The sequence below is a fragment of the Nocardioides sp. GCM10027114 genome (genome assembly GCF_042659625.1).
Classification (GTDB): Bacteria; Actinomycetota; Actinomycetes; order Propionibacteriales; family Nocardioidaceae; genus Nocardioides.
The window spans coordinates 90,927-101,440 of the sequence record NZ_JBHSSS010000001.1 but is presented as its reverse complement, the minus strand read 5'-3'; the positions used below and the strand labels follow the sequence as shown (position 1 = coordinate 101,440).

Here is a 10,514-nt window from a genome sequence, read left to right as displayed (position 1 = left end):
GGGCCTTGGACATGGCCGAGCATCGAGGAGCCCGGGAGTGTTTCCGATGTCCTGAGACATGGTGTCGCCGATGTCTTGAGACATCTGTCGCCTATGTCCTGAACCAGCACACTGCCGGGGGCGCCGGCGCGCGGTCCGCCCAGTGGGGCGGGCCGCGCCAGGTGTCAGGCGCGGTCAGGCCGGTACGGCGGTGACGACGAGGTTCTGCTGGTAGCCGCCGGCCTCGGGCAGGAACGCACCGGTGCACGTGACCAGCCGCAGCCGCTCGGGACCGGTGCGGGAGAAGACGCCGGCAGGGAGCGCCTGCCGGTCGAAGCGCTGGATGCTGTCGACGCGGTAGGTCCGGGTGCGGCCGTTGGCGAGCGTCACCTGGATGAGGTCGCCCGCCCGGATCTCCGCGAGGCGGGCGAGCGGACCGATGCCGAACCGCTCCGAGTCGACGTGCCCGGCCATCACGACCGAGCCGCGCTCCCCGGGGCCCGAGCCGTAGCGGTACCAGCCGAGGACCGACGGGTCGGCCGGGAGGCTCATCTGGCGTCCCTTGCCCACCCCGACGGGGCGGACCCGCGAGTCGAGTCCGACGCTGGGGACGCGTACGCGCGCCGGCGGTCGGGTGCGCGGCACCTTCAGGGCGTCGAGGGAGGCGTCGTTGCGGCCCACCACGGGGGCGGCCTTCGCCTTCTTGCCGCCCGACCGCGACGCGGGCCGCGCGGGGCCCGGCGCGGGGGCTGCCGGCGCGGCGTCGACGGCCGGGCCGGCGTCCGCCTCGAGGGCGGCCCCGCCGCGGACCTCGTCCACGGCGAGCGGTGTGCTGCCGCCGCCGGACAGCCCGGGCAGCACGACGACGAGGCTGAGCAGGAGCCCGGCGAGCGCGGCGACCGCCACGACCCACCAGGTCCTCCTGCCCAGCCTCGACTTCATCGATGCGACTCGTTCAGCTCGTCGTCACTGGCGAGCGCGGGCCGGGGCGAGCCGCGAGGCGGCGACACCCAGGGCCAGCAGGGACGCAGCGCCGAGGCCGAAGGCCCACAGCGGAGCGCCGTCCTCCATCGCGGCGGCACCGGTCTCGCCGCCGGGGACGCCGGACGGGGCCGAGTGCAGGTTGTCGATGGTCTGCACGGCGAGGTCGAGGTTGCCGTCCTCGGCGGAGCCCCAGGCGTAGACGATGGTCGAGGTGCCCTCGCCGAGGTTCAGGTCGGCCGGGCCGAGCACCGGGTCGCTCTCGCCGGCGAGGACCACGTCGGCGGAGTAGGTGCCGGCCGGGACGTCACCGGAGGCCTCGTTCGGGTTGGACAGGCCGTCGAAGAGCACCTGGCCGTCGGCACGGACGTCGACCGCGGGGGCGGCGGCGGTGTGCCGGACCACGAGCCGGGCTTGGCCGGCGTCGGTGGCGGAGGTGTCGTTGACGAACGGCGTCAGCACCGGGTTGCCGTCGGCGTCGAGGTGGGCCACCACGGTGGCGTTGGCGCCGGCGGGCACCTGGACGCCGTTGGCCTCGATGGCCGGGTCGGCGCTGTCGGGGGTGTCACCGTCGGCGAAGACCTGGAGGTCGTAGGTGCCGGCGGGCAGGGTCAGCGGATCGGTGAGGGTGCCGGGCTCGAAGTCGGGCAGCAGCTCCTCCCCGTTCGCGTAGACGTCGACCGTCAGGCCGGGCACGCCGTGCAGGACGGAGACCGTCGCTTCTCCCTCGGCCGCAGCGGCCGGCGAGGCGAACGCCGCGGGTACGACGACCACGGCGGCCGCGGACAGGGTGGCCAGGGTGCGCTTCATCGGACTGTTCCTTTCCTCGGAGAACTTGCCGGGGGTTCGGAACGGTCCACACAGCCGGATGGGAATCTCAACAACTTTTTTCAACAAGTTGTTTAGACCACTCCATGCCGGGACTGTGTCAGTCGTCGACCGCGGACGCCTCGACGACCCTCAGCCGGTCCGGCTGGAAGCCGTGGCTCATCCCCCAGGCCACGGCCTGCGAGCGGCGGGTGACGCCGATCTTCCGGTAGCCGGTGCGGATGTAGGTCTTGACCGAGTTGATGGACAGGTAGGTGCGCTCGGCGATCTCCTGGTTGCTCAGGCCCTGGGTGATGAGCGCCAGCACCTCCGCCTCCCGCGCGGTGAGGCCCCACTCCCGCCCCGGCCACTCCCCTGCGGCGCCCCGGTCGGACGTCTCGTCCAGCTCAGGTCGCACGACCTTGCCGGCGTGCACCGCCTCGACGCCCGCGATGATCTGGTCCGCGGTCATCCCCTTGGACAGGTAGCCCGCGGCGCCCCGCTCGAGCGCCCGGTCGACGAGGTCGGGCTGCACGTTCCAGCTGAAGACCACGACCTTCGCGTCGCCGCCGTTGAGCAGCACGTCGAGGTCGAGCCCGTCGCCCTGCACCTGCCCGAAGGTGTCGTAGAAGATGACGTCGACGTCGCTGAGCACCGGGAGCCCCGAGTCCAGCTCCACCACCCGCACGCGGTGGTCGTGGTCGTCGAGCATCGCGGCGATGCCGGCGACGACGATCTCGTAGTCGTTGACGATGGCGAGGCGGATCGGGGAGTCGGCCACACCCTGACTGTAGTCAATCGGTGTTCTTTCACCCGGCTGGATGAGGTGCCCGGCGAGACGGGTCCGTAGCGTGGCGACGGCCCGGTCCCCCGCCGGTGCGTCCCCCCGAAGGAAGCTCGTGCTCGACTTCACAGAGACTGGCAGTCCCCGACGCCTCGTGGTCGTGGCGGCCCACCCGGGCGACACGACGTTCGGCGCGGGTGGCCTGGTGGCCACGGCGCACGCGAGCGGCGTCTCCGTGTACGTCGTGCTGCTCACCGCCGGTCGGAGCCTGACCGGCCCCGTCGACCCGTCGCTCGCCCTGGCCCACGTCGCCGCGGTCGAGGGCGCCGTCGACCTGCTGGCCCCCGGAGCTCCCGTCGCCTACCTGGGGGCGACCCCCGGGACGCTCCACCAGCGGGTGGAGGAGATCGAGGCCGGCCTCCTCCCGCTCGTGCTCGGCGGCCGGCAGACGCTCGTGGCCGCACCGTGGCGGCGCGACGGCGACCCCGACCACGAGACGACCGGACGGGCCGCGGCAGCGGTCGCGACGTCGGCAGGAGCGCGGCTCGTGGAGTTCCCGGTCTCGGCCTGGCGGACCCGGCAGCACCCCTGGCCGACCCTGGAGCGGCTCGCGCTCGTGCCGGAGACCCAGTTCCGCAAGCAGCAGGCGGCCGACCGGCTGCGCGGGATCGACCGGTGCCAGCCGCCGCCCTCACGTGCCCTGGCGAACGCCGAGCACTTCGTCGTCGAGGCAGTCGTCCCGGTCGACGGCTGAGCCCGCCGACTGCTGGGAGGACGGTCAGGTCCGCGCGGCGTACTCGTCGATCTCCGCGATGATGCGGTCCTTGACCGGCTGGTCGGCGAAGGAGGCCGTCACCGCCGCCCGGGCCAGGTCCGCGACGCCGGCCTCGTCGAGGTCGAGCAGCTCGGCCGCGATCTCGTACTCGCGGTTCAGCGTCGTCCCGAACATCGGCGGGTCGTCGGAGTTGACCGTGATCGTGACGCCGGCGTCGCGGAACGTCGTGATCGGGTGTGCGTCGAGCGTCTCGACGGCCCGGGTCGCGATGTTGGACGACGGGCAGACCTCGAGCGCCACGCCCTGCTCGGCGAGGTGCGCCAGGAGCTCAGGGTCCTGCGCCGCGGTGGTGCCGTGGCCGATCCGCTCGGCACCGAGCAGCCGCAGCGCGTCCCAGACGGTCTCGGGGCCCGTGGTCTCGCCGGCGTGCGGCACGCTGCGCAGCCCCTCGGCGCGGGCGGCGTCGAAGTGCGGCTGGAACTGCGGCCGCGGCACGCCGATCTCGGGACCGCCCAGGCCGAAACCGATCAGCGCGTCGGTGCGGTGGCGCAGCGCGTACTCCAGGGTCGCGTCGGCGGCGGGCAGCCCGCTCTCGCCGGGGATGTCGTAGATCCAGCGCAGCACCAGCCCGAAGTCGCGCTCGGCGGCGACCCGGGCGTCCTCGATGGCCTCGGTGTAGGCCTCGATCGGGATGCCGCGAATCACGGAGGTGTACGGCGTGCAGGTGAGCTCGGCGTACCGCAGCTGCTGGCCCTGCATCTCGCGGGCGACCTCGTAGGTGAGCAGCCGGACGTCCTCCGGCGTGCGGATCAGGTCGACGACCGCGAGGTAGACCTCGATGAAGTGCGCGAAGTCGCGGAACTCGAAGAACTTCCGCAGCTCGTCGGGGTCGCTGGGCACCACGCCGGGGTGGCGCTCCGCGAGCTCGCCGACGATCCGAGCCGACGCGGAGCCGACGTGGTGGACGTGGAGCTCGGCCTTGGGCAGGCCCGCGATGAAGGACGAGAGGCTCATCCGAGCGAGTGTGGCAGCGGCTCCGCGCCCGTGCCGAATCGAGCCCCGCCGTCAGGAGAGGGCGTCGAGGATGCCCTGCAGCGGGTCCTCCGCCCGCTCGCCGTCGACGAACACCGTCGGGGTGCCGTTGACGCCGTTGCGCGACATCGCGTCGGTGGCGTTCTCGACCCACTGGTCGTAGGCCCCGCCCTCGACCAGCGGCCGGATCTCGGCCTCGTCCGCGCCGGCCGCGACGGCGTACTCGACCAGCTGGTCGTCCTCGTGGCCGGGCCCGCCCTCGGGAGTCTGCTCGGCGAAGAGCGTCTCGTGCAGCTCCGCGAACGCCTCGGCGCCGGCGACGTCGTACGTCGCGGCGAGGACGTTGGCGGCACGCGAGGAGTAGTCGTTGGTGGAGGCGTTGTCCAGGAAGGAGACGACCCGGTACTCGACGCGGACCTCACCCGCCTCGACCGCCTCGGCGAGGGGCTCGCCGACCGCGTCCTCGAGCTGCGCGCAGACCGGGCACTGCGGGTCCTCGTAGATCACGATCTCGGTGGGGGCCGAGGCGTCCCCGACCACGAGGCCGTAGTCGTCGGTGGCACCGTCGGGCGTCGCCTGCGGCACGTCGCCGGTGGTGTCCTGGCGGCTGCTGAGGAAGAAGACGACGCCGACCACCAGGACCAGCACGGCGACGATGGCGCCGGCCACCGCCATCTGACGGTTGCGGTCGCCGCGGCGCCGCGCCTCCAGGGCGGCCTGGGCGCGGGCGGCGCGCGACGCGTCAGCGGACTTCTTCGACATCGGTCTTCCTCTCCGGGACTCGGAACAGCACGTGGTCGAGCGCGAGGCGGGTGCGCGGCCTCCAGACCAGCCACAGCGACAGGGCGAGCAGCCCGACGTCGCGGGCGATCTCCCAGGGGTAGTCCTCGGCGGCGTCCTCCTTGAAGCCGCCGCCGCCGAAGCAGCCGCAGTCGATCTGCAGCCCGCGCGCCCAGGCCGAGGCGATCCCGACGATGAAGGCGACGAAGAGCAGCGACGACAGCACGCCGGAGACCCGCACCATGACGCCGAGGACCAGGCAGGCACCCAGCACCACCTCGCAGATCGGCAGCAGGTAGCCCACCGTCGGCACGACCGCCTCCGGGAGCAGGTCGTAGGCCCGTACCGCCCGCACGCTGGCGGCGGGGTCGGGCAGCTTGAGGGCGCCAGCGACGATCCAGACACCGCCGGTGACGAGCCGGGCGACCAGACCGAACCAGGCGCCCGCACCGGGGCGCGTCGAGATGCCGGGCCGCTGCTGCACGTGCTCGACGCTAGTCGTGTGACCTGAGCCGCGGCTGAGAATCCGGGCCCGGCGTATGGTTCAGCCCGTGAATGAACGACTCGTCTGGATCGACTGCGAGATGACCGGCCTCGACCTGCGGGCCGACGCGCTCATCGAGGTCGCGGCGCTCGTGACGGACTTCGACCTCAACGTGCTCGGCGACGGGATCGACCTGGTGGTCAAGCCGCCGGCCGAGGCGCTGGACCAGATGAACGACTTCGTCCGCACCATGCACCAGGAGTCGGGACTCCTCGACCAGCTCGACCAGGGGCTCACGCTCGCCGAGGCCGAGGAGCAGGTGCTCGCCTACATCCAGCAGCACTGTGCGCCCAACAGCCGGCCGCCGCTGGCCGGCAACACCGTCGCCACCGACCGGTCGTTCCTCGCACGCGACATGCCCACGCTGGAGTCGTTCCTGCACTACCGGATCGTCGACGTCTCCTCGATCAAGGAGCTCTCGCGCCGGTGGTTCCCCCGCGCCTACTTCCAGGCTCCGGCCAAGCGCGGCAACCACCGCGCGCTGGCCGACATCCAGGAGAGCATCGAGGAGCTGCGCTACTACCGGGAGGCGGTCTTCGTGGCTCCGCCCGGCCCCGACAGCGACGCCGCCCGCCAGATCGCGGCCCGCCACGGCGGCTCGCTGACCGGCCTTTCGGGCGAGCCGGCACCCGATTCCGCGATCACCGACTGATTCCCCTACACTTTCCGACAGCCCGGGCTCGAACCGGGCGCCCTGGTGGGTGTAGCTCAGCTGGTAGAGCACCTGGTTGTGGTCCAGGTGGCCGCGGGTTCAAGTCCCGTCACTCACCCCACCGCCCTCGGGCCCCGGACGCGATGTCCGGGGCCCGAGGCCATTTCTTGGGCGCGGCTCAGCCGACGACGGCTGCGGCGTCGAGCCGCACCCCGAGCCAGGCCGTCGCCGAGGCGTCGAAGTCGGGCACCGGGCGGCGTTCGGCCTCCTCCTGCGTCGTCGCCGGGCCGTTCTCCTCGATGTCCTCGATCAGCCACTCCATCTCGGCGATCTCCGTGCGCTGCGCCTCGAGGATCTCGTCGGCGAGCTCGCGCACGCGGACGTCGTCGAGGCCGGCACGCTCGCTCGTGAGGATCGCGATGGAGTGGTGCGGGATCATTCCCTTCATGTAGGCGGTGTCGTCGACGAGGGTCTGCGAGCGCGAGAGGTAGAGCGCAAGCAGGCCGAGGACCACGGCGCCGGCGAGGATGCCGACGTTCACCGGCAGAGAGCGGTACATCGCCCACATGAACGAGAGCATCACCACCGCCATGGCGGCGCCCATGAGCAGCGCCATGTAGACCCGCTCCTCACTGAAGCGGACGTGCTCGAGCTGCATGGAGTTGGTGTAGGTGAGTGCGAACATCACCGTGGTCGACGTCGCGATCATCGCGCCGAAGCGCAGGTAGCGGCGCAGGTCGGGGCGGTCGTGCTCTGTCATCGGGCGGTTCCTCCTCGGGTGGACGGACCTCTGGACTCGGACGGGTGCCCAGACCGGCGGGTGCCCAGACCGGCGGACGCGGAGGCGATGACCGCCGCGAGCACGAGAAGTGCCGTCACGAGGGGTCCGGACAGGCGGCGCCTCCGCGCGGGAGTCGCGGGAGTCGCTCGGGCGCACTGCCTCATCGACAGTTCCCCTACCCCGTCTGCGGCCTCCCAACCCTCCCGAGGCGCGCGAGCGGCGGGTCAGCGGCAGAAGGCGTGCACGACCAGATCGGGGTGCTTGCCGTCGAAGACGTGCGCGAGGGCCTTCGCCACCGCGTCCGGCCCGCCGTACGACGGCGCCTCGTCGCCGGGGCGGGTGACCACGACGTGGCCGGGCAGCTGACCCTGCACGTCCGGGGGCGCCTGCCCGGTCCAGCAGTCGTGCTTCTCGATCAGCCACGGCACCGAGCCGAGCGCGGCCGGCTTGGCGCTGACCGGGTCCTCCGTCTGGCCCCCCACGGCGACCAGCAGGACGACGCTGGTCCCGGCGAACCCCAGAACCGCGCGTCGCAGGTGGTGCACGGCGTCGGCTGCCCGCATGGTCCCCCTCGGTCGGCTGGCGGTCAGGGGTCCAACGACGTGAGCCGGCTCACGTTAGGGCTCCGCCCGCAGCCGACTAGACCGTGGCCGACGGAGTCAGGGCAGAGGGCACGCACGGCACCCGGCGGACACGGGGAGCCTCAGCCGGCCGCCAGCGGCTGGTGCCGGTCGCGGAGGAGGAACGCCAGCCGAGCTCGCTTGTGCGGGAGGTCGAGCACCCGGTCCGGCTCGAACCCGAGCCGGGTCAGCAGCCGCAGCGACTTCTCGTTGGCGACGTCCGGCTCGACGACGACGCGCTCGACGTCCGGGTCGGCGAGCACGAAGTCCAGGAAGAACCGCAGCAGGGTCCGGCTGTGACCCGGCCGGTGGCCGGTCGGGGGCGCGAGGAGGAGGTGGATCCCCCGGTCGCCGGGCAGCACGTCGTAGTGCTCCCCGACCGGCTCGGCCTCGGGCAGGTAGTCCTGCAGCAGCGCGACCGGCTCGCCGTCGAGCCGCAGCAGCCAGGCTCGGAGGCCGGGCTGCCCGGCGATCCAGGTGTAGACCTCGCGGACCTCCTCGAGGCTGTGGTCCTGCATCATCCAGAACCGCGCCCGCTCCTCGGTCACCCAGCCGTGGACCAGCGGCGCGTCGCGGTCGGGGTCGAGCCGGTGGAGCTCGAGCGCGCCGAAGCCGGGCACCGCGGCGCGGGCCACGGGGGCCGACAGCGCCTCGCTCACGGGGTCTCCTCGGTCAACCGGTCCCAGTCGGTCACCAGCGGCACCAGCCGGACGGCGGCCCAGTGCGGCAGCTGGTCGGCGTGGTGAGGGCTGCGGGGGTCGGCAGCGGCCCCGAGGGGCACCACCCAGCCGCTGCGCTCCCGGTCGGCGAGGTCCCAGACGTAGCGGGCCACCGAGCCCCGCCAGGCCGCGTCGTCGACGCCGGGCACCGAGCCGGTGCAGCGCACGCAGTCGGTGTCGCCACCCACGGCGTACGCCGGGAGGTGCGGCGGTTGCGGGCCGTCCGGCCCCTGCGGGGCGCCGTGGAAGGCGTGGGCGGCGAAGAAGGTGTGGCTCTCGCCCCAGGTGGCCGCATGGCCGGCGGCGTCGTCGAGCGCCTGGGTGGCCAGGGCCGCGAGGTCGATGCCGAACGGCTCGCCGGCCGCGACCAGCGTCTCCACGGCGACCCCGACGCGCGCGGTCGGGTCGAGCCAGGGCGCGAGCACCTGGTCGTCGACCACCGGCTGGGCCAGCGGCGCCAGCACCGGCTCGGCGGCAACCCGCCGGACGAGCGCCCCGCGCCAGGCGGCGAAGGCGGCGGCGCCGGCCGAGTCGGTCTCCATCCGGCCGTCCCACGCGAGCAGCAGGTCCCGCACCCGCTCCCCAGCCGGGCCGGGCGACAGGGGCCGCAGCAGGTCGCGGTACAGCTCGAGCGCCGGCAGCAGCGCGTCGGCGTGCACGGCCGCGAGGTCGTCCGCGGTGAGGTCGTCGCGGCCCTCGAGCAGCGCGCCGATCCGGGCCGCCCGGTGGGGAGGCGCGAACGTCGTGCCGATCGCCGCGCTCTCCGGTCCGCGGCGCTCGTTGGCGGTCACCACGTGCCCGTCGGCGGGCACGTCGGTGCGGGGCAGCGGGTCCACCCAGCCGGTCCAGCCGTGCGCCGGGTCGGCGGCGTCGACGATGCCCCGCCGGTTGGCCTCGGCCCGCAGCGGCACCCGGCCGGCGACGCGGTAGCGGACGGCGCCGTCCCGGTCGGCCGCGACGACGTTGTTGACGGGCTCCACCCAGCGGTCGAACGCCGCGTCGACGTCGTCGACGGAGCGCGCCCGCAGCAGCGGGAGCAGCGCGTCGAACCCCAGGTCGCCCAGCACGTCGGTGGGCGTGCGCAGGCTGAGCGCGTGGCCCGTGCTCCCCGGCTCCTCGGCCGGCTCGCCGGCGAGGACGCGGCCCCGCTCCGTGGCGATGACCTCGACGCGTACGTCCTCGGCGTCGCGCACCGCGATCGTCACGACCCGCGAGTCCGCGGGCTCCCAGCCGTGGGGGCCGAGGGCCTCGACCGTGCCGTCGGCGGTTCGCCGCAGCTGCTCGGCGTACACGTCCTGGGTGTCGGCCATGGCGTTGGTGATGGCCCAGGCGACGTCGCCGGCGTGCGCGAAGTGCTGGACACCGGGGACGCCGGGGAAGGCGAAGCCCGCCACGTCGAACCGGTCGTCGGCGTCCTCGCAGGCCAGCCGGACCTGCATGTAGACGCCCGGGCTCTCGAACGCGCGGTGCGGGTCGCCCGCCACCAGCGGGAAGCCGCTCGCGGTCCGGTCGCCGCCGACCGCCCAGGCGTTGCTGCCGCTGGTGACCGGCCCCTCGTGGGACAGCAGCCGGGCGTCGTCGCCGAGCACCTCCCGCGCCCGGTGGGCCCAGAGCTTGCCCGGGAGGCTGCCGAACAGCAGGTGCTGCGCGGCCATCACCGCGAGCGGCGTCCACGGCTGCCACGGTTCCGGCGTCGCGCCGAGCTGCTCGAGCTCGGGCACGTCGGCACGGAGACCCTCGTTCAGCCCCGCGACGTACGCCGCGACGAAGTCACGCGTCGCCGGCTCGAGGCCCGCGTGGGCGCGGCGTGCGACGTCGGCCAGCGCGGTGCGTCGCGCCAGCCGGTCCCACGCCAGGCCGGCCGGGCCGAGGAGCTCGGCGGTGGTGCCGGTGGCGCGGCGCCGGAGGTGCTCGAGCTGCCAGGTCCGGTCACGCGCCGTGACGAGCCCCTGCCCGTGGGCGAGGTCGTGCAGTGAGGTCGCGCGGACGTGCGGGACGCCGTACGCGTCGCGGTGGAGCCGGGCCATGTGAGGTGACCCTAACCGAGCGCGGCGGCGTCA

12 protein-coding genes and 1 tRNA gene are annotated in these 10,514 nt (G+C 73.8%); 3 read left to right on the top strand and 10 right to left on the bottom strand.

From position 1 onward, the window contains the following. Positions 1-174: 174 nt before the first annotated feature. From ACFP2E_RS00505 to ACFP2E_RS00495, 3 genes are all read right to left on the bottom strand, one after another. Positions 175-921 carry a class F sortase gene (locus tag ACFP2E_RS00505; protein ID WP_378522139.1) on the bottom strand — a complete coding sequence of 249 codons (747 nt, stop codon included), beginning with the start codon at positions 919-921 and terminating at the stop codon, positions 175-177. A 24-nt stretch (positions 922-945) separates the two neighbouring features. After that, positions 946-1,770, bottom strand: a complete 825-nt coding sequence (locus ACFP2E_RS00500) for a DUF4397 domain-containing protein (protein ID WP_378522140.1) — start codon at positions 1,768-1,770, stop codon at positions 946-948. A gap of 118 nt (positions 1,771-1,888) precedes the next feature. Then, positions 1,889-2,548: a DNA-binding response regulator gene (locus ACFP2E_RS00495; protein WP_378522141.1), complete on the bottom strand. Its 660-nt coding sequence runs from the start codon at positions 2,546-2,548 to the stop codon at positions 1,889-1,891. Between the two features lie 118 nt (positions 2,549-2,666). On the opposite strand from ACFP2E_RS00495, the gene ACFP2E_RS00490 reads away from it, so the two are divergent. Then, positions 2,667-3,305 carry a PIG-L deacetylase family protein gene (locus ACFP2E_RS00490; RefSeq protein WP_378522142.1) on the top strand — a complete coding sequence of 213 codons (639 nt, stop codon included), beginning with the start codon at positions 2,667-2,669 and terminating at the stop codon, positions 3,303-3,305. A 24-nt stretch (positions 3,306-3,329) separates the two neighbouring features. On the opposite strand, the gene ACFP2E_RS00485 is transcribed toward ACFP2E_RS00490, so the two are convergent. From ACFP2E_RS00485 to ACFP2E_RS00475, 3 genes are read right to left on the bottom strand one after another with little or no spacing between them, the layout of a single operon-like run. After that, positions 3,330-4,340: an adenosine deaminase gene (locus ACFP2E_RS00485; RefSeq protein WP_378522143.1), complete on the bottom strand. Its 1,011-nt coding sequence runs from the start codon at positions 4,338-4,340 to the stop codon at positions 3,330-3,332. A gap of 51 nt (positions 4,341-4,391) precedes the next feature. Beyond that, positions 4,392-5,120 (bottom strand): DsbA family protein, encoded by a 729-nt coding sequence (locus ACFP2E_RS00480; protein ID WP_378522144.1) that lies wholly within the window; start codon positions 5,118-5,120, stop codon positions 4,392-4,394. Further along, positions 5,101-5,622, bottom strand: coding sequence for a DoxX family protein (locus ACFP2E_RS00475; RefSeq protein WP_378522145.1), 522 nt, complete (start codon positions 5,620-5,622; stop codon positions 5,101-5,103). Before ACFP2E_RS00475 ends, ACFP2E_RS00480 begins: the two co-directional genes overlap by 20 nt. A gap of 55 nt (positions 5,623-5,677) precedes the next feature. On the opposite strand from ACFP2E_RS00475, the gene orn reads away from it, so the two are divergent. Together orn and ACFP2E_RS00465 are read left to right on the top strand one after the other, a co-directional pair. Beyond that, positions 5,678-6,334, top strand: coding sequence for an oligoribonuclease (gene orn, locus ACFP2E_RS00470; protein ID WP_378522146.1), 657 nt, complete (start codon positions 5,678-5,680; stop codon positions 6,332-6,334). A 45-nt stretch (positions 6,335-6,379) separates the two neighbouring features. Beyond that, a tRNA-His gene (locus ACFP2E_RS00465) sits at positions 6,380-6,455 on the top strand. A gap of 57 nt (positions 6,456-6,512) precedes the next feature. On the opposite strand, the gene ACFP2E_RS00460 is transcribed toward ACFP2E_RS00465, so the two are convergent. The 4 genes from ACFP2E_RS00460 to ACFP2E_RS00445 all read right to left on the bottom strand — a co-directional run bounded on the left by ACFP2E_RS00460 (position 6,513) and on the right by ACFP2E_RS00445 (position 10,481). Beyond that, the gene (locus tag ACFP2E_RS00460; RefSeq protein ID WP_378522147.1) at positions 6,513-7,094 is read right to left on the bottom strand and encodes a DUF305 domain-containing protein; all 582 of its coding nucleotides are present in this window, start codon (positions 7,092-7,094) and stop codon (positions 6,513-6,515) included. A gap of 245 nt (positions 7,095-7,339) precedes the next feature. Continuing rightward, positions 7,340-7,678 (bottom strand): hypothetical protein, encoded by a 339-nt coding sequence (locus ACFP2E_RS00455; RefSeq protein ID WP_378522148.1) that lies wholly within the window; start codon positions 7,676-7,678, stop codon positions 7,340-7,342. 140 nt (positions 7,679-7,818) lie between these two features. Next, positions 7,819-8,394: a GNAT family N-acetyltransferase gene (locus tag ACFP2E_RS00450; protein WP_378522149.1), complete on the bottom strand. Its 576-nt coding sequence runs from the start codon at positions 8,392-8,394 to the stop codon at positions 7,819-7,821. Then, positions 8,391-10,481 (bottom strand): penicillin acylase family protein, encoded by a 2,091-nt coding sequence (locus ACFP2E_RS00445; protein WP_378522150.1) that lies wholly within the window; start codon positions 10,479-10,481, stop codon positions 8,391-8,393. Before ACFP2E_RS00445 ends, ACFP2E_RS00450 begins: the two co-directional genes overlap by 4 nt. Positions 10,482-10,514 lie beyond the last annotated feature (33 nt).

Bases quoted from the DNA above. Each gene is read 5' to 3' on its own strand.
- ACFP2E_RS00445 (WP_378522150.1), bottom strand. From the start codon at position 10,481: ATGGCCCGGCTCCACCGCGACGCGTACGGCGTCCCGCACGTCCGCGCG.
- ACFP2E_RS00460 (WP_378522147.1), bottom strand. From the start codon at position 7,094: ATGACAGAGCACGACCGCCCCGACCTGCGCCGCTACCTGCGCTTCGGC.
- ACFP2E_RS00500 (WP_378522140.1), bottom strand. From the start codon at position 1,770: ATGAAGCGCACCCTGGCCACCCTGTCCGCGGCCGCCGTGGTCGTCGTA.
- ACFP2E_RS00485 (WP_378522143.1), bottom strand. From the start codon at position 4,340: ATGAGCCTCTCGTCCTTCATCGCGGGCCTGCCCAAGGCCGAGCTCCAC.
- orn (WP_378522146.1), top strand. From the start codon at position 5,678: ATGGTTCAGCCCGTGAATGAACGACTCGTCTGGATCGACTGCGAGATG.
- ACFP2E_RS00455 (WP_378522148.1), bottom strand. From the start codon at position 7,678: ATGCGGGCAGCCGACGCCGTGCACCACCTGCGACGCGCGGTTCTGGGG.
- ACFP2E_RS00505 (WP_378522139.1), bottom strand. From the start codon at position 921: ATGAAGTCGAGGCTGGGCAGGAGGACCTGGTGGGTCGTGGCGGTCGCC.
- ACFP2E_RS00480 (WP_378522144.1), bottom strand. From the start codon at position 5,120: ATGTCGAAGAAGTCCGCTGACGCGTCGCGCGCCGCCCGCGCCCAGGCC.